General features: G+C 69.2%; 18 protein-coding genes. 4 read left to right on the top strand and 14 right to left on the bottom strand.

Going from position 1 to position 21,185, the window contains the following annotated elements; translation table 11 throughout:
* Positions 1 to 35: 35 nt before the first annotated feature.
* Positions 36 to 647 carry a TetR family transcriptional regulator C-terminal domain-containing protein gene (locus L8G49_RS15640; RefSeq protein WP_242138304.1) on the top strand — a complete coding sequence of 204 codons (612 nt, stop codon included), beginning with the start codon at positions 36 to 38 and terminating at the stop codon, positions 645 to 647.
* On the opposite strand, the gene L8G49_RS15645 is transcribed toward L8G49_RS15640, so the two are convergent.
* The 3 genes from L8G49_RS15645 to L8G49_RS15655 form a co-directional block, all read right to left on the bottom strand.
* A complete protein-coding gene (locus L8G49_RS15645) occupies positions 614 to 2,005 on the bottom strand; it encodes a M20/M25/M40 family metallo-hydrolase (protein ID WP_242186694.1) in 1,392 nt (463 codons plus the stop codon). The two genes, L8G49_RS15640 and L8G49_RS15645, sit on opposite strands and share 34 nt — an antisense overlap.
* A gap of 81 nt (positions 2,006 to 2,086) precedes the next feature.
* Positions 2,087 to 3,760 carry a cation acetate symporter gene (locus tag L8G49_RS15650; RefSeq protein WP_347272079.1) on the bottom strand — a complete coding sequence of 558 codons (1,674 nt, stop codon included), beginning with the start codon at positions 3,758 to 3,760 and terminating at the stop codon, positions 2,087 to 2,089.
* A gap of 26 nt (positions 3,761 to 3,786) precedes the next feature.
* Positions 3,787 to 4,113 (bottom strand): DUF485 domain-containing protein, encoded by a 327-nt coding sequence (locus L8G49_RS15655; RefSeq protein WP_242186696.1) that lies wholly within the window; start codon positions 4,111 to 4,113, stop codon positions 3,787 to 3,789.
* 190 nt (positions 4,114 to 4,303) lie between these two features.
* On the opposite strand from L8G49_RS15655, the gene L8G49_RS15660 reads away from it, so the two are divergent.
* The 3 genes from L8G49_RS15660 to L8G49_RS15670 all read left to right on the top strand — a co-directional run bounded on the left by L8G49_RS15660 (position 4,304) and on the right by L8G49_RS15670 (position 9,813).
* Positions 4,304 to 5,854 (top strand): sulfotransferase, encoded by a 1,551-nt coding sequence (locus L8G49_RS15660; protein WP_242186824.1) that lies wholly within the window; start codon positions 4,304 to 4,306, stop codon positions 5,852 to 5,854.
* Positions 5,855 to 5,974: 120 nt separating this feature from the next.
* Positions 5,975 to 8,476: a TonB-dependent receptor gene (locus tag L8G49_RS15665; RefSeq protein ID WP_242186697.1), complete on the top strand. Its 2,502-nt coding sequence runs from the start codon at positions 5,975 to 5,977 to the stop codon at positions 8,474 to 8,476.
* 41 nt (positions 8,477 to 8,517) lie between these two features.
* On the top strand, positions 8,518 to 9,813 hold the full coding sequence (locus L8G49_RS15670; protein WP_242186698.1) for an amidohydrolase family protein: 1,296 nt from the start codon (positions 8,518 to 8,520) through the stop codon (positions 9,811 to 9,813).
* Between the two features lie 414 nt (positions 9,814 to 10,227).
* On the opposite strand, the gene L8G49_RS15675 is transcribed toward L8G49_RS15670, so the two are convergent.
* From L8G49_RS15675 to L8G49_RS15725, 11 genes are read right to left on the bottom strand one after another with little or no spacing between them, the layout of a single operon-like run.
* Positions 10,228 to 10,779, bottom strand: coding sequence for a histidine phosphatase family protein (locus L8G49_RS15675; protein WP_242186699.1), 552 nt, complete (start codon positions 10,777 to 10,779; stop codon positions 10,228 to 10,230).
* On the bottom strand, positions 10,776 to 11,540 hold the full coding sequence (locus L8G49_RS15680; RefSeq protein ID WP_242186700.1) for an adenosylcobinamide-GDP ribazoletransferase: 765 nt from the start codon (positions 11,538 to 11,540) through the stop codon (positions 10,776 to 10,778). The genes L8G49_RS15675 and L8G49_RS15680 overlap by 4 nt, the downstream gene beginning before the upstream one ends.
* Before the next feature lies 1 nt (position 11,541).
* Positions 11,542 to 12,561, bottom strand: coding sequence for a nicotinate-nucleotide--dimethylbenzimidazole phosphoribosyltransferase (gene cobT / locus L8G49_RS15685; RefSeq protein WP_242186701.1), 1,020 nt, complete (start codon positions 12,559 to 12,561; stop codon positions 11,542 to 11,544).
* Positions 12,558 to 14,018: a cobyric acid synthase gene (locus L8G49_RS15690; RefSeq protein WP_242186702.1), complete on the bottom strand. Its 1,461-nt coding sequence runs from the start codon at positions 14,016 to 14,018 to the stop codon at positions 12,558 to 12,560. Before L8G49_RS15690 ends, cobT begins: the two co-directional genes overlap by 4 nt.
* Positions 14,006 to 14,917: an adenosylcobinamide-phosphate synthase CbiB gene (gene cbiB / locus L8G49_RS15695; protein ID WP_242186703.1), complete on the bottom strand. Its 912-nt coding sequence runs from the start codon at positions 14,915 to 14,917 to the stop codon at positions 14,006 to 14,008. Before cbiB ends, L8G49_RS15690 begins: the two co-directional genes overlap by 13 nt.
* Entirely contained in the window at positions 14,914 to 15,684 is a 771-nt protein-coding gene (locus L8G49_RS15700) for an ABC transporter ATP-binding protein (RefSeq protein ID WP_242186704.1), read from the bottom strand. The genes cbiB and L8G49_RS15700 overlap by 4 nt, the downstream gene beginning before the upstream one ends.
* The gene (locus L8G49_RS15705; protein ID WP_242186705.1) at positions 15,681 to 16,643 is read right to left on the bottom strand and encodes an iron ABC transporter permease; all 963 of its coding nucleotides are present in this window, start codon (positions 16,641 to 16,643) and stop codon (positions 15,681 to 15,683) included. Before L8G49_RS15705 ends, L8G49_RS15700 begins: the two co-directional genes overlap by 4 nt.
* Complete coding sequence (locus tag L8G49_RS15710) at positions 16,640 to 17,449, bottom strand: ABC transporter substrate-binding protein (protein WP_242186706.1); 810 nt, start codon at positions 17,447 to 17,449, stop codon at positions 16,640 to 16,642. Before L8G49_RS15710 ends, L8G49_RS15705 begins: the two co-directional genes overlap by 4 nt.
* Complete coding sequence (gene cobO, locus L8G49_RS15715; protein WP_242186707.1) at positions 17,446 to 18,060, bottom strand: cob(I)yrinic acid a,c-diamide adenosyltransferase; 615 nt, start codon at positions 18,058 to 18,060, stop codon at positions 17,446 to 17,448. Before cobO ends, L8G49_RS15710 begins: the two co-directional genes overlap by 4 nt.
* Positions 18,057 to 19,151 carry an aminotransferase class I/II-fold pyridoxal phosphate-dependent enzyme gene (locus L8G49_RS15720; RefSeq protein ID WP_242186708.1) on the bottom strand — a complete coding sequence of 365 codons (1,095 nt, stop codon included), beginning with the start codon at positions 19,149 to 19,151 and terminating at the stop codon, positions 18,057 to 18,059. Before L8G49_RS15720 ends, cobO begins: the two co-directional genes overlap by 4 nt.
* A 7-nt stretch (positions 19,152 to 19,158) precedes the next feature.
* Positions 19,159 to 21,093: a TonB-dependent receptor gene (locus tag L8G49_RS15725; RefSeq protein ID WP_242186709.1), complete on the bottom strand. Its 1,935-nt coding sequence runs from the start codon at positions 21,091 to 21,093 to the stop codon at positions 19,159 to 19,161.
* Positions 21,094 to 21,185 lie beyond the last annotated feature (92 nt).

Raw genomic sequence — 21,185 nt, forward strand, 5'->3', positions numbered from 1 at the left:
TTGCTTGTTGGACGATCGTATAATAAGCCCGCGCGATGAGCAAGCCCGCGTTCCTCCGCGCCGAACCGGACGCGCGCCGCCAGTCGCTGGTCGCCGCGACCGCGCGTGTTCTCGCGCGCGATGGCGCGACGGGCGCGTCGGTCCGCGCGATTGCGCTGGAGGCGGGGGTCTCCCCCGGGCTGGTCGGGCATTATTTCGCGGGCATCGACGCACTGGTCGCCGAAACCTATGCCGCGACCGGACAGCAGGTGCGCGCCGCGCTGGCCGAGGCGGTCGCGGCGGCCGGCGCGAACCCGCGCAAACGCGTCGAAGCCTATGTGACCGCAAGCTTCGCCGCGCCGATCGCCGACCGCGCGTTATTCGCGACCTGGATCGCGTTCTGGAGCCTGTCGTCCAAGCCCGCGATCCGGATGCAGCACGATGCGATCTATCAGGGCTATCGCGACACGCTGGTCGCGCTGCTCGCGGCGTGCGGCATGGCCGCGGCCGAGCGTCGGCTCGCCGCGATCGCGATCACCGCGCTCGTCGACGGGTTGTGGCTCGAGCTTTGCCTGTCTCCCGGCAGCTTCACGCCCGCCGAAGCGTGCGCGATCGCGGTGCGGCAGCTGGCGGGTTATTTCGACAGGTCGGCAAACAGCAGCCGGTAATAGCGGACGCCGGGGGCGATCGTCGCGACCGGCGTGCGTTCGTTCAGGCCGTGGCTGAAATCCTCCGACGGCTTGATGAAGGTCGGGCTGGCGCCATAGCTTGCGACATGGTGATAGCGGAACCACATGCTGTCGCTCGCGCCCGAGGCCATGGCGGGAAACACCGGCACACCGGGATAGACCTGCCCCATCGCGCGGTTGATCGCGCTGATGAAATCGGGGCGCATCGGCGAGGCGTCGTTCGCGACCGAGCCCTCGCTGACATCGCGCAGCGTGACGGCGGGATCGCCGATCGCGCGTGCCAGTTCGGCCATGATGTCGGCGGGCTTGTGGCCGGGGAAGATCCGGCAATTGATGTTCGCGGTCGCGCGCTGCGGCAGCGCGTTGAGCGCGTGGCCGCCGCTCACCAGCGTGGGCACGCAGGTCGTGCCGATCTTGCCGACGGTCGCGGGGTTGGCGGTGAGCGTCGCGATCGCCGCCGGGTCAGTCGGGTCGGCGACGAACGCTTTCAGCGCCGCGCCGATCGCGGGTTCCTCGAACGGTGCCGCCTTGCCCAGCGCCTCGCGCGTCAGGGCGCTCGGTTCGGGCTTGAAATGATAGCCACCGACCCTGGCCAGCGCTTGGGACAGCTCGACGATCGCATTGACCGGCCGCGGCATCGACGAATGGCCGCCGGGGTTGGTGACGGTCAGCTCGAAGTCGGCATAGGTCTTCTCGGCGCCGTTCCAGGTCCAGTATTTGGGCTTGCCGGTCGCCTCGTCGAGCACGCCGCCGCCGCCATCGATGTTGAGCACCAGCTCGGCATTCTTGAGCCGCTCGGCGATCAGCGCCGAAGTCTTCATCGTGGTTTCCTCGTCGCCGGAAAATTCGAGGACGATCGTCCGCCGGGGTTTGTAGCCGCCGCGCCGCAGATCGGTCAGCGCGGCGATCGCGATCGTCCCGTCGAGCTTCATGTCGGTTGCCCCGCGCCCGTAGAGATAGCCGTTCTCGACCACCGGCGTGAACGGGTCGCGCTGCCAGTCGGCGGGCTTCGCCTCGACCACGTCCATATGGCCCGAGATGACCAGCGGCTTCAGCCTGGGGTCGGATCCCGGCCAGGTCGCGATCAGATAGGCGGTGTCGGCAACCGGCACGATCTCGACGTCCGCGGCGGCAAACCCGCCCGCCACCAGCGCGGTCTTGTAGAGCGCGGCGACCTGCGGCGTCTGGTTGCCCGGGCCGCTTACCGAGCGTAGCGCGATCGCCTGTTTGGCGAGGTCCAGCGCCTGATCGGCCGCCTTGTTCGGTGCGGGCAGGGCGGCTCGTGCGGTGGCGGTCAGGCCGGTGGCGGCGAGGAGGACGGCGAAAATCAGGCGCATGGCGGGGTCCTCCGGACGGTAGATCGGCCAAGCCTAGCGGGCGACGCGATCAGCGCAAGCCGGACCGGTGATCGTGGCGGATCAGTGATCCGCCGCGGTGTGGACGCCGATCCCCGTCTCCGAGCGCAACCGCTGCTCGGGATAGGCCGCCCGGTCGATCGCCGAACGCGGCGATCGGTCGAGCGTCGAGATCAGCCAGATCGCGAGGAACCCGGCGGGAACCGAGAACAAGGCGGGCGAGCTGTACGGGAAGATCGCGGCCTCGAAGTGGAACACCGCGACCCAGATCACCGGCGACAGCACGGTCAGCACGAACGCGCTGAGCAGGCCGATCGCGCCGCCCCATGCCGCCCCCCTGGTGGTGCAGCCTTTCCACAGCAGCGACATCACCAGCACCGGGAAATTGCCCGAGGCGGCGAGCGCGAAGGCGAGGCTGACCATGAAGGCGACATTCTGCTTCTGGAACACCACGCCGAGGATGATCGCGGCGATCCCGAGCAGGATCGTCGTGATCCGCGACACGCGCAGTTCCTTGACCGGATCGGCAGCGCCTTTCCGGATTACGCTCGCATAGACGTCATGCGAGATCGCCGACGCCGCCGACAACGTCAGTCCCGCGACCACCGCGAGGATCGTCGCGAAGGCGACCGCCGAGATGAAGCCGAGGAACAGGTTGCCGCCGATGGCGTGCGCCAGATGCATCACCGCCATGTTGTTGCCGCCGCGAAGCGCGCCCGCTGCGTCGACATAATCGGGATTGAACGAGATCATCACGATCGCGCCGAAACCGAGTACGAAGGTCAGCGCGTAGAAATAGCCGATCCACACCGTCGCCCACAGGATCGACTTGCGCGCCTCGCGTGCGTCGGGGACGGTGAAGAAGCGCATCAGGATGTGCGGCAGCCCGGCGGTGCCGAGCATCAGCGCAAAGCCGAACGACAGCGCCGAGATCGGATCCTTGATGAACCCGCCCGGCCCCATGATCGCGCGGCCCTTGGCGGCGGCATCGGCAGGCGACAGCCCGCTGTCGAGCGCGAGCTTCGTCTTGACCGCGACGGCTCGCGCGAACAGCGCCTCGAACGAGAAGCCCACATGCGCCATCACGCCGAGCACAAGGCAGGTCGCGCCGCACAGCAGCATCACCGCCTTGATGATCTGTACCCACGACGTCGCGCGCATCCCGCCGAACAGGACGTAGACCATCATCAACCCGCCGACGACGATGATCGCCCACAGATAGGGCAGGCCGAACAGCAGCTGGATCAACTGCCCCGCGCCGACCATCTGCGCGATCAGGTAGAAGGACACGACGAGCAGCGTGCTCACCGCCGAGAAACTCCGCACCGGCCCCTGCATAAAGCGGTACGATGCGACGTCGGCGAAGGTGAAGCGCCCGAGGTTTCGGAGCTTTTCCGCGACCAGGAACAATACGATCGGCCAGCCGACGAGGAAGCCGATCGCGTAGATCAGCCCGTCATAGCCATCGTTGAAGATCTGCGAGGTGATGCCGAGGAACGACGCAGCCGAGCAATAGTCGCCCGCCATCGCGAGGCCGTTCTGGAAGCCGGTGATCCCGCCGCCGGTGTAGAAATCCGACACGGTCCGCGTCCGCCGCGCTGCCGCGCCGGTGATCCACAAAGTGATCCCGACGAAGCCGGCGAACATCAGGATCGCGGTCCAGTTGGTCGGCTGGCGCGCGATCGCGCCGCCGATCGCGGCGTTCGCGCCGGTCGCCCAGCCGAGCAGGACCAGCAGTCCGGCGCTACGCCACAGGCCCGGCGTCACGCGCGGGCATCCGCGAGCAGGTCGGCGACGCGCGCGTCATAGGAGCCGTTGGCACGCCACACATAGACCGCGCAGATCGCGACGGTGCCGACCAGCATCGCCGCGCCGAGTACCACCGCGAGGCTGATCGTCCCGTCGCCGACCGGCTGCGCCATCAGCGGCTTGTCGAACGCGATCAGCGAGATGAAGCTGCTGTAGACGACCACGGTGATCGCGGTGAGGATCCACGAGAAGCGCTGCCGGTCGCGCACCAGCGCGGCGTAGCGGGGGTCGGCGGCGATCCGCGCTACGAGCGCGTCGTCGGTCTGGGTCGGGCTTGGCATGCCGCATCATCGGCGAGGGCGCGGCGGATGGCAACGCCTTCGCGCCGCGCGGGCGGTGATCGGCCGGCTATCGGCATTGCGCGCCAAACCTCCAGCCGCCGCTTGATCACGCCGCCGCATCATGGTCTGTAGCGCGGCGATGCCCACGACCGTCTCCGCCGTCTCCCCGCCGCGCTGGCACCCCCGGCTGATGGAAGCGGCGCTCGCGCTGCACGACAACCGCCTGTCGGACGCCGAGCCCCTGCTGCGCGCGCATCTCAAGGAAGATCCGTTCGATGCCCCCGCGATGCGGATGCTGGCCGAGCTCGCTGGACGGATCGGGCGGTACAAGGACGCCGAGACGCTGCTCCGGCGCGCGCTGGAAGTGTCCCCCGCCTTTCACGCCGCGCGCGCGAACCTGGCGATCGTGCTGTATCGGCTCAATCGCCCGATGGAGGCGATCGCCGAGCTCGACACGTTGCTCGAGGAAGAACCCGATCATGCCGGCCATGCGAACCTGAAGGCGGCCGCCCTCGGCCGGGTCGGCGGGTTCGACGATGCGATCATGCTTTATGAAACCGTGCTCAAGACCGCGCCGAACCAGCCGCGCGTCTGGATGAGCTATGGCCACATGCTCAAGACCGTCGGACGCCAGGCGGACGGGATCGCCGCTTATCGTCGCGCCGTGGCGATCACGCCGACGCTGGGCGAAGCCTGGTGGAGCCTTGCCAATCTCAAGACGCTGGTCTTCACCGATACGGACATCGCCGCGATGGAAGCCGCGCTCGCGCACGACGGCCTCAGCGACGAGGACCATTTCCATCTCGATTTCGCGCTGGGCAAGGCGCTGGAAGATCGTGGCGCTGCGGATGCCGCCTTCGGCCATTATGCGGCGGGCAACGCGTTGCGGCGGAAGACGCTGGTCTACGCCGCGGATGAAACCAGCGCCTTCGTCGATCGCAGCATCGCGACGGTCGACGCGCCGTTCCTCGCGGCGCGCGCCGGCCAGGGCTGTCCGGCGCCCGATCCGATCTTCATCCTGGGTATGCCGCGCGCCGGGTCGACGCTCGTCGAGCAGATCCTGTCGAGCCATCCGCTGGTCGAAGGCACGTCCGAGCTGCCCGACATTCCGGCCCTCGCGCGGCGCGTGACGGATTATCCGGCGGGGATCGCGGCGCTCGACGCGGCGACGCTGCGGCGGATGGGCGAGGACTATCTGGAACGCGCCGCGGTGCAGCGGCGGACCGCCCGCCCGTTCTTCATCGACAAGCTCCCCAACAACTGGGCACACGTCCAGCTGATCCTGCTGATGCTGCCCAATGCGAAGATCATCGATGCGCGCCGTCATCCGCTCGGCTGCTGCTTCTCCAACTTCAAGCAGCATTTCGCGCGCGGCCAGGCGTTCAGCTACGCGCTCGACGACATGGGGCGCTATTACCGCGATTACGTGCGGTTGATGGCGCATGTCGATCGTATCGCGCCGGGCCGGATCCACCGCGTCCTGTACGAGCGCATGGTGTCGGACACCGAGGCGGAAGTCCGCAGCCTGCTGGATGCGTGCGCCCTGACCTTCGATCCGGCCTGCCTCGCCTTCTACGAAACGCGCCGCTCGGTCCGGACCGCAAGTTCGGAACAGGTCCGCCAGCCGATCTTCCAGGAGGGAACGCGCGCATGGCAGCCGTTCGAGCGGCATCTCGGCGGGCTCCGGTCAGCCCTGGGGGCCGTGCTCGACCATTATCCGGCGGCAACGCCCGCCTCCTGACCGCCCACGTGGCAAAACTGTCACGCTGCACATGCGAACGTCGTATCGCGGAAGTGTCATATTGACCCTTCGTGTCGGGGCGTGCAGCTTCGCAACATAGTTTCGGACTGGGGGGTCTTTATGTATCGTTCAACGCGTCGGGCAAGCATTGCGGCATTGATGGTGTCGTGCGCGGCGATCGGCGCGCCGGCCTTTGCGCAGACCGCGACGCCCTCCGTCCCAGCGGCTGCTCCGGCGCCCGAGGAGCAAGGCGACATCATCGTCACCGCTCAGAAGCGCGACGAGAATATCCAGAACGTGCCGATCAGCATCCAGGCGCTCGGTACGCGCAAGCTCGACCAGCTCAACGTCACCAGCTTCGCCGATTATTCGCAGCTGCTCCCCTCGGTCGCGTTCCAGAGCTCGCAGCCGGGCGTGACGACGATCTACATGCGCGGTGTCGCGAGCGGCGGCGACGGCAACCATTCGGGCTCGCTCCCCTCGGTCGGCGTCTATCTCGACGAACAGCCGGTGACGACGATCGGCGGAACCCCCGACATCCACATCTACGACGTCGCACGGATCGAGAGCCTCGCGGGGCCGCAGGGCACGCTTTACGGTGCCTCGTCCGAGGCGGGGACGATCCGCATCATCACCAACAAGCCCGACGTGACGAGCTTCTACGGCCGCGTCGATGCCGAGGCGAACACGGTCAAGTCCGGCGGGCAGGGCGGTCGGCTGGAGGGGATGCTCAACATCCCGCTGTCGACGCAGGCCGCGCTGCGCGTGGTCGGCTTCTATCAGCATGATGCGGGCTATATCGACAACGTCGCCGGCACGCGCAGCTTCATCGGTGGCATTACCGCGAACAACGCGGCCTATGTCAAAAAGAACTATAACGATTCGGATATCTGGGGCGGCCGTGCCGCGCTCAAGATCGACCTCGACGACAATTGGACCGTCACCCCGACCGTGCTGTACCAGGAACAGCGCAACCACGGCAGCTTCGGCTACGATCCCAAGGTCGGCGACCTGCAGGTCCAGCACTTCTTCCCCGAATATCGCCGCGATCGCTATGTCCAGGCGGCGCTGACGATCCAGGGCAAGGTCGGCAATTGGGACGTGACCTATGCCGGCGCCTATTTCGACCGGCGCGACACCCAGTCCTCCGACTATACCGATTATGCCGAGGCGTATGACTCGCTCTATTCCTCGGTCGGCGGGATCGCGGGCTATTTCTACTTCCAGAACAACGCGGGGCAGCAGATCGATTCGCGCCAGCACATCGTCGCGACCGACCATTTCAAGAAGACCAGCCAGGAACTGCGTATCGCCTCGCCGCAGGACGAACGCTTCCGTGTCGTCGCGGGCGCCTTCTACCAGCGGCAGAGCAACGCGATCCACCAGGATTACCAGGTTCCCGGGCTTGCCGACACGTTGTCGGTCAACGGGCATCCGGGCACGCTCTGGCTCACGCAGCAGCACCGCGTCGATAAGGATTATGCAGTGTTCGGCGAAGCGAGTTTCGACCTGCTCCCACGCCTGACGCTGACCGCGGGCGGGCGCGCCTATATCTTCGACAATTCGCTGATCGGCTTCTTCGGGTTCGGGCGTGATTTCAACGGCCCGCCGTATAATGCGGCGGGCAGTTCGAAGACGGGAGTCGCCGGTTGCTACACCACCACCGGGCAGGTGCTGCGCGACAATCCGACCGGGACGCTGCTTCCCGCGACCGTCGCCGACAGCCCGTGTACCAACCTCGCGCAATATGCGAGCGGCGCGCTCTCGCCGCGCAAGATCGACGGACAGGGCGCGACCTATCGCTTCAACGCGACGTGGAAGCCGATCGACAAGGTGATGCTGTACGGCACCGTCTCCAAGGGCTTCCGCCCGGGCGGGATCAACCGCCGCGCGACCGTCGCACCCTATGCCGCGGACACGCTGATCAACTACGAGGTCGGCTGGAAAACGACGCTGCTCCACGGGTTGCTGCGCTTCAACGGCGCGCTCTATCAGCAGGACTGGAAGGCGTTCCAGTTCGCCTTCCTCGGGCAGAACAGCTTTACCGAAATCCAGAACGGTCCGGATGCGCGGATCCGGGGGGTGGAATCGGACGTCACGCTGTCGCGCGGGGGCTTCGCGCTGACCGCGGCGGGATCCTATACCGATGCCAAGACGCGACGGAACCTGTGCTCGGCCGCTGACCCGACCTTCAGCTGCAGCGGGGCGGGCAACTTCATCAGCGCGCCCGCGGGCACGCGCCTGCCGGTGACGCCGCGGTTCAAGATCAGCGGGAATGCGCGCTACACCAAGCCGGTCGGGGCGGCGAAGGCCTATGTCCAGGCGCTGGTGACGCATCAGAGCTCGGCCTCGTCCGACATCCGCACCGCGATCGTGCAGGCGGGCACGGGTGCGATCGTCAATCCGGCCGAACTGCAGGGCCGGCTCGCGCCCTATACGACCGCCAATTTCGCGATCGGTGCGGAATTCTCGCGCTACACGTTCGAGCTGTTCGCGCAGAACGCATTCGACGAGCGCGCGCAGCTGTCGCGGTTCCAGGAATGCGGCAGTTGCGGGCAGCGGCCGTATATTGTGACCAACACGCCGCGCACGATCGGCCTTCGCGCGGGCGCGAAATTCTGATTTAAGGCTTTGGTTTCAATTTCTTCGTGAGAGTATCCTGCATGCGTTTCCGCTCCTGCCTGCCCATCGCGGCCGCGGCCCTGATGGCGGGTGCCGTGCCTGCATCCGCCAGGACCGTGGTCGTCACCGCCGCGCACATGATCGACGTGCTCGGGGGCAAGCGCGTCGACGATGCGCAGATCGTGATCGTCGACGGGCGGATCGCGACGGTCGGCAAGCGCGGCGACGCGGTTCCGGCGGGTGCCGAGCGGATCGACCTCGGCAATCGGACGGTGCTCCCCGGGCTGATCGACATGCACGTCCACCTGACCAGCGACCCGACGCTCAGCGGCTATCGCGGGCTCGAATTCACTGACAGCTACTGGACCGTGCTTGGCGTCGCCAATGCGCGCAAGACGTTGAATGCCGGCTTCACGACGGTGCGCAACGTCGGCTCGAGCGGCTATGCCGACGTCGGGATCAAGCAGGGGATCGAGCGGGGCGAGATCCCAGGCCCGCGGATCGTTCCCGCGACCTATGCGCTCGGCGTGACCGGCGGGCATTGCGACGCGACCGAATTCCCGCCGTCGATCACGGTGCCCGCCCCGCAGATCGCCAATTCGCCCGAGGGGTTCCGCGCGGCGGTCCGCACCATCCGCAAATATGGCGCGCAGGTGGTCAAGGTGTGCATGACCGGCGGCGTGCTGTCCAAGACCGACTCGGTCGGCGCGCAGCAGTTGAGCTATGACGAGATCAAGGCGATCGTCGACGAGGCGCACATGCTCGGGATGCGCGTCGCGGTCCATGCGCACGGGACCGCGGGGATCAACGACGCGCTGCGCGCCGGGGTCGATACGGTCGAGCATGCGAGCCTTGCCGACGCGACCTCGTTCAAGCTCGCCAAGGAACATGGCGCGTGGTTCGACATGGATATCTATGACGACGACTATATCCTCGGTGAAGGCGCCAAGAACGGGGTGTTCCAGGAGAGCCTCGACAAGGAGCGCGCGATCGGCCTGAAACAGCGCCAGACCTTTCGCGCGGCGCATGCAGCGGGGGTCAAGATGCTGTTCGGGACCGATGCGGGCGTCTATCCCAACGGCAACAACGCGCTCCAGTTCGCGAAGATGGTCGAATGGGGGATGACTCCGATGGAGGCGATCCAGGCCGCCACGAGCAGCGCGGCGCAGGCGCTGGATCGCACCGGGGACGTCGGCGCGATTGCGGTCGGGCGGTACGGCGATCTGGTCGCGGTCGACGGCGATCCGCTGGCGGACATCCGGACGCTCGAGCATCCGTCGTTCGTGATGAAGGGCGGGACGGTCGTGCGTGGAGGGAGTGCTTCACGAGAAGGCTGATCATCTTAAGCCCCTCTCCTTCAGGGGAGGAGTTGGGGGTGGGGCAGTCCAGTACGCCAACCTCTTTGCGAGGCACTTCCCGACCCCAACCCCTCCCCTGAAGGGGAGGGGCTAAGTGCCTCCGTCCGCAAAACCTCCACCACTTCCCCGCACGCAGAAATCAAGCGCACCCTTGCCTTCAGCGGCGCACCCGCCTGAAAGCCCCTCCCCTTCAGGGGAGGGGTTGGGGGTGGGGCAGTCCAGTACGCCAACCTCTCTGCGAGGCACTTCCCCACCCCAACCCCTCCCCTGAAGGGGAGGGGCTAAGTGCCTCCGTCCGCCAAACCTTCACCACATCCCCGCACGCAGAAATCAAGCGCACCCTTGCCTTCAGCGGCGCACCCGCCTGGAAGCCCCTCCCCTTCAGGGGAGGGGCTAAGTCCGCAAAACTTCCACTACCTCCCCACACGCCGGAATGAACCGCACCATCGCCTCCAGCGGCGCACCCGCCCGCCACGCCTGTACCGCCGCGATCGGGCCCCCGTGCGCGATCACCAGCGTCGTCCCCGCCATCGGCAATCGCCCCCACGCGGCACGGGCCCGATACGAGAGATCCCGCCCCGTCTCCCCCCCACCCGGACCGAACCCCGCCGGATCGGTCATCATCCGGTCCATCAGATCGCCGGTCTCGCGCCAGATCGCCTGCCACGTCCGCCCTTCCCACGTGCCGAAATCGCGCTCCAGCCAGCCGGCATCGGCCTGCACCGGAACCCCGCTCCGCCGCGTGATCATCGCCGCCAGCCGCGCCGTCCGCCGCGCGCCCGAATGGACGATCGCATCGATCGGCCGTGCCGCAAGATCCTCCGCCAGGTGCCGTGCCATCGCCAGACCCGCGCGGCTCCACCCCATGTCCGACCGGCCATAGCAGCGCTTGCGCCAAGCGAGCGCGACCGGCGGATGCCGCACGAGCAGCACCGTCCCGCTCACGCCGCCGCCGCGAGCAACACGACGAGCTGCCCGACATAGGCCGCGAAACCGAGGCAGTCGCCGGTACTTCCGCCGATCCGCCGCCGCAGGAACCCGGCCAGCCAGAGCAGGAACACCGCCCCGACCAGCAGGCACGCCAGCATCGCCACCGGGCGCAGCAGCAGCAGCGGCACGGAACCCGGCACCGCCAGGGCAACCGCGAGCAGCACCCGCCCGAGCGGCACCTTCCCCGCGCGCACCGCCATCCCGTCCCCCCGCACCGGCGCGACGATCCCCGCGAGCACCACCGCGCACAGCCGTCCCATCGTTGCGGCGGCGACGATCGCCGCGACCGCGAGTCCCGCCGGGAGCACGACGATCGCCGCAAGCCGCAGCGCGACCGCCAGCCCGAGCCCGAGTGTGCCGTAGCTGCCGATCCGGCTGTCCTTCATGATCCGCAGCGCGGTCTCGCCGTGGGCGGTGCCGCCGAACGCATCGCAGAAATCGGCGAAGGCATCCTCATGGAACGCGCCGGTCAGCACGCCCTCGACCATCAACGCCAGCACCGCTGCGACGACCGGCGGCCACACCGTGCCGGCGCCCGCGAACACGCCCGCCGTCGCCAGCCCGACCAGCGACCCCACCGGCGGCAGCCACGCCATCGCGCGCGCAAGGCCATCGGCGGCCTGTTCCGCCGACAGCCGCGCGAGCATCGGCACCGGCACCCGCGTCAGAAACTGCAGCGCGAGCAACGGCGGTGACCAGGACGGCGCGCGCGCCATCTCAGTCCGCCCGATCCGCGCCGATCGCATCGAGCCGCGCGACGTCGGTCAGCAGCGCGGCAGCCGCGTCGAGCAGCGGCAACGCCACGAGCGCGCCGCTCGCCTCGCCCAGGCGCATGTCCCACGCCAGCACCGGCTCGAGGCCGAGCGAGTCCAGTGCGGCGGCATGCCCCGGCTCGGCCGACCGATGCCCCGCGATCATGCGCCGCCGCGTCCCCGGCCGGAGCCGTTCGGCCACCAGGGCGGCGGCGGTGGCGACATAGCCGTCGAGCAGGAGCGTGCAACCGAGCGCGCCCCCTCGCGCGTAGAAACCCGCCATCGCCGCGATCTCATAGCCGCAGACCGAGGCTATCGCGGTCACCGCGTCGGCGTCCAGCAGCACGGCCGCGCGCGTCACGGCGCGCGTCACGACCTGCGTCTTGGTCGCGAGGATCGCATCGTCCGCACCCGCGCCGCGACCGACGGCCGCATCGGGATCGATCCCCGTCAGCAGGGCGGTCAGGCACGCGGCGGGGGTGGTGTTGCCGATCCCCATCTCTCCGGCGATCAGCACCGCCGCGCCCTCCGCGACGGCCCGGTCGGCCTCCTCCACGCCGACGTGCCATGCCGCCTCGAACTGGTCGCGGGTCAGCGCCGGACCGTGCGCCAGGCTGGCGCTTCCGTCGCCGATGCGGGCATCCCGGAAGAAAGCGGGGGGATCGATCGCGCGCGGCCCCGCCACGCCGACGTCGACCAGCCGCAGCGGACACTCGTGGGTCGCCGCCAGCGCGTTGCTGGTGGCGGTGCCCGACAGGATCGTGCCGACCATCATGCCGGTCACGGCCGAGGGCCATGCCGACACGCCATCGGCGACGCAGCCATGGTCGCCGGCGAACAGCACGACCCGCCGCGGTCGTGTCCGCGGATCGCGCCGGGCCTGCGTCAGCGCCAGCGTAACCGCGAGCTGTTCCAGCCGCCCGAGGCTGCGGCGCGGCTTGGCGAGCGCGTCGAGATGCGCCCATAGTGCCTGTTCGTCGATCATTCCGCTTCCTTTGCGATGGCGAGCAATGCGTCCACGTCGAGCACGCGTTCCAGCGTGGCGGCGATTGCATCGAGCGCGGTGTCGATCGCCTCCCGTCGGTCCAGTCCGTCCGAGGTCGCGCCGAGGCTGGCGATGAGATGCGCGCGGGCGTCCGCGCGGTCGAACAGGCCGTGGACGTAGCATCCGGCGATCTGCCCGTCGCGGGCGGTTGCGCCATCGTGCGTTCCGTCGCCGAACCGCAGCATCGCGGGCGCTCCCGGATCGATGGTCGTCACGCCAACATGGATTTCATAGCCCGCAAAGGGGACGTCACCCGCAAGGAACCGCCCCGCGATCGGTCGCGTCGACTTGTCGCCGCGGATCACGGTCGTCACCGGCAGCATGCCGAGCCCTTCGACCGCGCCCGCCGGTCCTTCGATCCCGTCCGGATCCGCGATCGTGCGGCCGAGCATCTGGTAGCCGCCGCAAATGCCGAGCACGCGCCCGCCCCGGCGGACGTGCGCCGCCAGGTCTCCGTCCCAGCCCTGCGCCCGCAGGAACGCCAGATCCGCGATGGTCGCCTTGGTCCCCGGCAGGATGACGAGTGCCGCATCGCCGGGCAAGGGCTGGCCCGGGGGAACCAGCTGCAGCCGGACGCCCGGTTCGTGCGCCAGCGCGTCGAAATCGTCGAAATTGGCGATCCGCGACAGCATCGGCACCGCGATCAGCGGACCGTCGCCATCACCCGGGTCGCGCCCGAGCGCGACCGCATCCTCGGCGGGCAGGCGGGCCGCATCCGCCAGCCACGGCACCACCCCGATGCTGCGCCACCCGGTCCGCGTGGTGATCGCGGCCAACCCGTCGCCGAACAACGCCTCGTCGCCGCGAAACTTGTTGATCAGGAACCCGCGGATCATCGCGGCATCCTGGGGGTCGATCACCGCCTGCGTGCCGACCAGCGCCGCGATCACACCGCCGCGATCGATGTCGCCGACCAACACGACCGGCACGCCGGCGGCGCGCGCGAAGCCCATGTTGGCAATGTCGCTCGCGCGCAGGTTGATCTCGGCGGGCGAGCCAGCGCCCTCGACCACCACGATGTCCGCCTCGGCCCGGAGGCGATGATAGGCGGCAAGCACGTCGGGCAGCAGCATCGGCTTCCGGCGCCAGTAATCGCCCGCGCCCATCGTCCCGCGTGCCTTGCCGCCGACGACGAGCTGCGCGGTGCGGTCGCTCTGCGGTTTGAGCAGCACGGGGTTCATGTCGACGCTGGCAGCGACCCGGGCAGCGATCGCCTGCAACGCCTGCGCCCGTCCGATCTCGCCGCCATCGGCGGTGACCGCGGCGTTGTTCGACATGTTCTGCGGCTTGAACGGGCGCACGCGGAGCCCGCGATCGGAGAGCAGGCGACACAGTCCCGCCACCAGGACCGACTTGCCGACATCCGATCCCGTTCCCTGCAGCATTATCGCAGCCATGCGATCCCCCCGACGACCAGCCATAACGATCCGCACGCCATCCGATAGACCCGCACTGCGCGCAGCAGGTCGCGGGCATCGGGCCGCGGCCCCTCACCGAGCGTCGCGCGCGGGGCCGGCTCCCCGTCATAGCGGACCGGCCCGCCCAAGCGGCATCCGAGCGCGCCGGCCATCGCCGCCTCGGGCCAGCCACCGTTGGGGGAGGCATGGTGTCGCGCGTCGCGCACCATCGTGCGCCACCCGCCGCGTCCGGCGAGACAGATCAACCCGCCGGACAGGCGCGCGGGAATCCAGTTCACGCCATCATCGGCACGCGCCGCCGCCCAGCCGAACCAGCGATACCGCGGCGTGCGGTGGCCGATCATCGAATCGGCGGTGTTGATTGCCTTGGCCGCGAACAGGCCGGGCAGGCCGCCGAGCAGGAACCAGAAAGCGGGCGCGACGACGCCGTCGCAGAAGCTCTCGGCAAGGCTTTCGATCGCGGCGGTGGCGATCCCGGCATCGTCGAGCGTGGCGGTATCGCGCCCGACGATCCTGCCAACGGCGGTCCGCGCGGCGGGCAGGTCGCCGACGGAAAGCGGCCGCAAGACCGCGACGACATGCTCGTCCAGGCTGCGCTGCGCCAGACCGGTGGTGCCCGCCGCGACGACGATCACCAGCGCCCAGCCGTCCCCGGCGATCCGCTCGATCGCGCTGCCGACGGCCGCCGATGCGAGGACCAGCACCGCGAGCAGCGCGACCCCCGCGATGCGCTGGCGGCGGGCGTCGCCCCTGTTCCATCGTTGTTCGAGCGCGGCGATGAGCGCGCCCACCGCCACCACCGGATGCGGCCAGCCGCGCGGATAGCCCAGCGCCGCCTCCGCGATCAGCATGAGGAGGAGCAGGACGGCATGGCTCATCGCGCGATCGGCAGGATGAAGCGATATCCCGCCGGGGTCAGCCCGATCTCGACATCCACGCCGTACGCCGCGGCGATCAACGGTGCGGTCAGCACGTCGGCGGCCGGGCCGGCGGCAACCACCTTTCCGTCGCGCAGCAACACCGCATCGTCGGCGATGCGGGCGGCGAGATGGAGGTCGTGCAGCACGAGCACGACCCCGCTTCCGTGGGCCGCAATCAGCCGCAACCGCGCGAGCACGTCCAGCTGGTGCCCAGGATCGAGGCTGGCGAGCGGTTCGTCGGCGAGCAGCCAGTCGGGCTCGCCCGCCAGAACGCGCGCCAGCAACGCGCGGCCGCGTTCGCCGCCGGACAGATGCTCGATGCCGCTTCTGGCAAAGCCGGTCATGTCGGTCGCGGCAAGCGCGCGCGCGACCGCCGCCCGATCCGCCGCCGTCTCGCCCCAGCGTCCGCGATGCGGCAGGCGACCGAGCCCGACCAGCGTGGCCACGTCGATATTCCAGTGCACGTCCGCCGCCTGCGGCAACAGCCCGATCGCGCGCGCGCGGACGCGACGGTCGATCCGCTGCACGTCGGTCCCGTCGAGCGTCGCCGCACCGTCGTCGGGCGTGCGCAGGGCGGCAAGGCACGCGAGCAGCGTGCTCTTCCCCGCGCCGTTCGGGCCCAGCAAGGCGGTCACGCGCCCGCGCCGGAACGCAAGACGGACATCGTCGAGCACGCGCTTGCCATCCAGCGACAGCCCGATGCCCTCGGCCGCGAGGCGGCTCATGCGAGCCGCCGGCGCATGCGGATCAGCAGGTACAGGAAGAACGGCCCGCCGAGCATCGACATGGCGATCCCCAGCCGCAATTCGCTCACCGTGGGCGCGAGCCTGACCAGGCTGTCCGCCACCGTCAGCAGCACCGCGCCACTCAGCGCGGCGGGCAGCAGGATCGCCGACGGCCGGTTGCCCGCGAACGGGCGGACGAGGTGCGGCACGATCAGCCCGACGAACCCGATGATCCCCGCCGACGCCACCGCCGCGCCGACGCACAAGGCGGTCCCGGCGATCACCACCAACTGCAACCGCCCGGGATCGACCCCGACCGACCGCGCCGCCTGCTCTCCCAGCGTCAGCGCATCGAGCGACCGCGCCGTCGTGGCGAGCAGCGCGCTGCCGACCAGGATCAACGGCAGGGCGACCGTAACGTCGTCCCAGCTGCGATCGGTCAGCGCGCCCATCAGCCAGGTCACGATCTGCGATGAAACGAACGGCGTCGGCGCAAGGCTGATCGCGAGCGCGGTCAGCGAACCCGTGATGCTGGTCAGGATCATCCCCGCCAGCGTGAACAGGATCAGGCTACCCGACCGCCCGGCGATCACCGCGAGCAAGGCCATCGTTGCGCCCGCACCGATCAACGCAAACCCCGGCAGCAACCACAGCCGCGCGGCAAAACCGAAATAGAGCGATACCACCGCTCCCAGCGCCGCCCCCGACGACACGCCGAACAGCCCGGGATCGGCGAGCGGATTGCGTAGATAGCCCTGCATCACCGCCCCCGACAGCCCGAGCGCGCCGCCCACGAGCAGCGCGAGCAGCGTCCGCGGGAGGCGCAGCTCGACGATGATGATCGAGCGCGGGTCGGCGGCGGTCCATGCGTCGAGCGGCACCCACACCTTGCCCGCCGCGACCGACAGGCCCGCCGCGCAGACCAGCGCCAGCAGCAGGCCGAGATTGAGCCGGGTCATGCGGCGAACCCGCCGCGCACCTGGTTCAGGCGCGCCATCGCATCGATGATCGTCGGCCCGCCACAATTCATCAGTCGCGCCGGATAGGCCGCTACGACGATCCGCCGTGCGAGCCGCCGGATCGCGGGATGCGAGGTGAGCCGGTCTTCGCCCACCTCGGCGGCGGCAACCGACAGCAGCACGCGCGGCGGCCGCGCGACGAGATATTCGAGCGGCAGCACGTCCCATTTCTTGAGGCCGTAAGCCGCGCTCATGTTGCGGAACCCCGCGCGGCGCAGCAGTTCGTCGGGAAGCGTCCCGCTGCCGGGCACGAGCCCGCCGGACTGCCAGATCAGCGCGGGCAGCGGGGCGGCGCGCGATGGCGCCGCCGCCGCCGCGATTCGTGCCGCGAGCGCAGCGCCCCGCGCCGGATGCCCGGTCTCGGCGGAAATGTCGCGGACCTGCACGATGCTTTCGGCGACCGACTCCGGCACCGCAAACTGGACGAGCCGGATATGCAGCCGCTTGAGCGCGGCGACCGTCGCGGGTTCGGTATGCGGCCCGGTCAGCACCACGTCGGGCCGCAGCGCGACGACTTCCTCGGCGGTCCCGGAAGTCGCGCGGAAGCGGTTGGCGACGGCGAGCGGGATCGAGGTCGCGCGTGGATCCTGCGAATAATGGCTGATCCCCGCGATCTGCGCGGGGTCGGCGACCCGCACCAGTACGGCATCGATACACGGGTTGATCGACACGATCCGCGGCGGGCGCACCGGCGCGGCCGACGCCAGCACCGCCGCTGCCAGCGGCAGGGCGACCAGCCGGATCAAAATTCCACGCCCTTCTGCGCCGCGAACCCGGCGTTATACGGGTGCTTCACCTCGGTGAAATCGGTGATGAGGTCGGCGATCTCGAGCAGCTCGGGCTTCGCGCCGCGCCCCGTGATGCAGATGTGCTTGGTGAGCGGGCGGTCCTTGAGGAATGCGACGATCTCGGCGATCGGCAGCGTGTCGTTGCGCAGGACGATGTTGAGTTCGTCGAGGATCACGAAGTCGATCGCGGGATCGAGGATCATCGCCTTCGACCGCTCCCACGCCGCACGCGCCGCGGCGATGTCGAGTGCGCGGTCCTGCGTGTCCCAGGTGAAGCCTTCGCCCATCACCTCGAACGTCGCGAGATCGGGATGCGCCTCGAAGAAATTGCGCTCGCCCGTCTCCCACTTGCCCTTCACATATTGCAGGATCGCGACCTTCATCCCCCAGCCGATGCTGCGGATCGCCATGCCGAACGCGGACGAGGACTTGCCCTTGCCGTTGCCGGTGTGGACGATCAGCAACCCGCGCTCGAGCGTGCGGCGCGCCTGCATCCGCTCGCGCGCGGCGGCGATGCGTTTGCTGCGCGCGTTGTGGCGGGCAAAATCTTCCGGGGTTTCGGTCGTCATCGGGAGAACTCCTCGAGCGCGGTGGCAAGACGGACGAGGCCAGCCGCACCGCGCGGCAGGCCGATGCGGAGCCGGTCGGGCTGATCGGCGAAAGGGCGGGTCAGGATCGCATGGCGTGCAAGCGTCTCGAACAGGCGAGTTGCCGCACTGCAGGCAATCAGCCGGAACAATGGCGCATGCCCGATCAGGTCGAGCCCGGCGCCGCGCAGCACGTCATCGAGCAGCGTGCCGGTCTCCGCGATCCGCGCGGCTTGCGCCTGGCGCCAGCCGTGGTCGCGATAGGCGGCCGTGCCGATCGCGACGGCGGCGGACGAGACCGGCCAGTCGCCGAGCAGGGCGCGCAGGCGTATTGCAAGATCCTGGCCGGCAACGACGAAGCCGAGCCGCACGCCGGGGAGCCCGTAGAATTTCCCGAACGAGCGCAACACGATCAACCGGTCGCTCGCGTGGGGGGACAGGCCGGGGGCGGGGTCGGCATAGGCTTCGTCGACGACGACGGTCATCGTTGTCGAGAGATCGCGCAGCAGGGCAGGATCGGTGACGCGGCCGTCGGGGTTGGCGGGGGAGGCGAGCACCAGCAGGTCGCTGTCGAGCAAAAGGCCCGTTTCCGCAGTGCTGTTTTCCCGCGCAGGCGGGAATCCAGGGTTGCGGGCGCAGCACCCGTTACCCTGGATTCCCGCCTGCGCGGGAAAACGGTCTTGGTCGAAGGTCTGGACACCCACCGCATCCGCCGAAACCGCCACCGCGTCCGGCCACGCCGCCAGATGCCCCGCATAGCCCGGTCGCATCACGCACGCCCGCTTCGCCCCCAGCAACGACGCGAGCACTCGCATCGCCAGGTCGGTCCCCGGCACCGCGACGACCTGTGCCGGATCGGCCACCCCGAACGCGTCCGCCGCCGCTGCCTCGAGTGCGGCGATCGCCCCCGGCTCGGGCAACCGCTCCCAGCCCGGATCGACCCCCGCCACCGGCCACGCCCAGGGCGCGATCCCGGTCGACAGGTCTATCCAGTCCGCGCCCCCGAACGCGGCCCGCGCAGCCTCGACCCGTCCGCCGTGGGCGTGAAACAGGGCGAGGTCGCGGGGTGTCATCGGGCGGTCAATAGGTCAGCCGGATGCCGCCAAAGGCGGCGCGGCCGGGCTGCCCATATTGGTAGATCGTCTGGTAGTGCGTATCGAGCACGTTCTCGATCCGACCGTACACCTCGACCCTCTTGGTGACCGGAAAGGACGCGCGCAGGTCCGCGAGCACATAGCCGTCGAGCCGCCGCGCGTTCGACGCATTGTCGAAGCTGTCGCCGACGGATGTCAGCGTCGCGCCGGTCGTCAGCCCGAAGCCCCAGCGATAGTCGGCATTGACCGTGATGCTCTGGTCCGGCCGCCGCGCGAGCTTGCGGCCGAACGTCGCGGAGCCCGCCGAGCGGTCGGTCGCGTCCAGATACGTATAGCTCGTGCTGACGCTCAATGCCTCGACCGGGCGGAGCAGCAGCGTCAGTTCGACGCCCTGCGCGCGGGTCCGCGCAACGTTGTCGTACGTGCCAAACGGCCGATCCGTACAAATCCCGGTCAGCGTCGTGTCACACGAGACGAAGGTGATGAGATCGGTCGAGGTGCGATGGAACCACGTCGCGCTCGCCTCGACCGCGCCGTTGAGCGCCTTCTGCGTGATCCCGGCATCCCAGCCATGCGACCGCTCCGGGGCCAGCCGGGCATTCCCGTACTCGCTTTGCAGCTGGTACAGGGTCGGCGCCTTGAACCCTTCGGAATAGCTCGCGCGGAACGTGGTCGCGCCATCGTTCGGGGAATAGACCCCGCTGCCCGAGAAGGTCGTCGCGCCGCCGAAGATGGAGTGATCGTCATGCCGCATGCCGCCGGTCGCGGTCAGCCCGGCGATCGGGGTTACCGACAGCTGCCCGTAGACGCTGAACAGCCGGGCCCGCCCGCGCGTGACCGGCCCCTCGTAGCTGGAAGTCGCGAAGCGCGAGACTTCGCGTTCGGCGCCAAAGGTCGCGAACACCGCGGACGTGACGTCGAGCGTGCCCTGATATTCCATCCGGTCGTTGCGGCCGACTCCCCGGAAGGTCTCGGTCGGGGTCCCGTCGGGGTCGATGTTGCGGCGGTCGGTGTCGGTATGCGCATACCCGAAGCGGTTGCGGAAATGGCCATCGAACACTGCGGCGTTGAGCCCGGCATAGCCGAGCCACTGTTCGGACTCGCCATACTCGCGGGTGTCGCCGAAGCTGTAGTCGGGGGGCGGAAAGCCGTCGATGTCGGTGCGGCCGTTGCTGTAGAACCCCCGCAAGTCGATCGAGACGGTGCTGGCGAGCGCGATGCCGAGGCTGCCGTTGGCAGCGTAGGTGCGGAAACCGTCGCGCTCCGGTCCCGGGGCGTAGGCCGAGACGCCGTCGGTGGTATAATAGCCGCCGCCGACACTCGCCGACACCGGCCCGACCTTGCCGGAGACGTTGGCGAAGCCCTGGCCGGTGCCATAGCCGCCACCCTCGGCGCGCGCGTTGATCGCGACGTGCTCGGTCGGCTGGCGCGTGATGAGGTTGACCACGCCACCGATCGCCTGGCTGCCCCACAGCACCGATTGCGCGCCGCGCAGCACTTCGATCCGCGCGATATTGCCGATCATCAGCCCGCCGAAGTTGAACCCCCCGCCCGGCGAGGACGGATCGTTGAGCTTGATCCCGTCGATCAGCGCGACGGTCTGGTCGCTCTCGGCGCCACGGATGCTGACCGAGGTCGTGGTCCCGATGCCGCCATTGCGCACCACCGTGACGCCCGGGGTCTGGCGCAGCAGGTCGGAGACGACCACCGCCTGCCGCTGCGTGATCGTCGCGGTGTCGAGCACGGTGACCGACTGCCCGACCGTGTCGGAAGGGCGTGCCGCGCGATTGGCGGTGACGACGATGTCCTGCGCCGCGTCGGCCGCCTTCTCCAGGCCGCCGGTCGACTGCGCGCTTTGCGCAAGCGCGGGGGCCGCCATGCCGATGCACGGCAGCCAAATCAGATAGGCACAGGTCTTCACGTGTTTCCCCCTTCGCAACAGCTCCGGGATCACGCGCGCATCGGGGCCAAAGAGCTTCCGACCACGCACGACCCCAACCATGTCGTCACGCG

The sequence above is a fragment of the Sphingomonas sp. CARO-RG-8B-R24-01 genome (genome assembly GCF_022662295.1).
Classification (GTDB): domain Bacteria; phylum Pseudomonadota; class Alphaproteobacteria; order Sphingomonadales; family Sphingomonadaceae; genus Sphingomonas.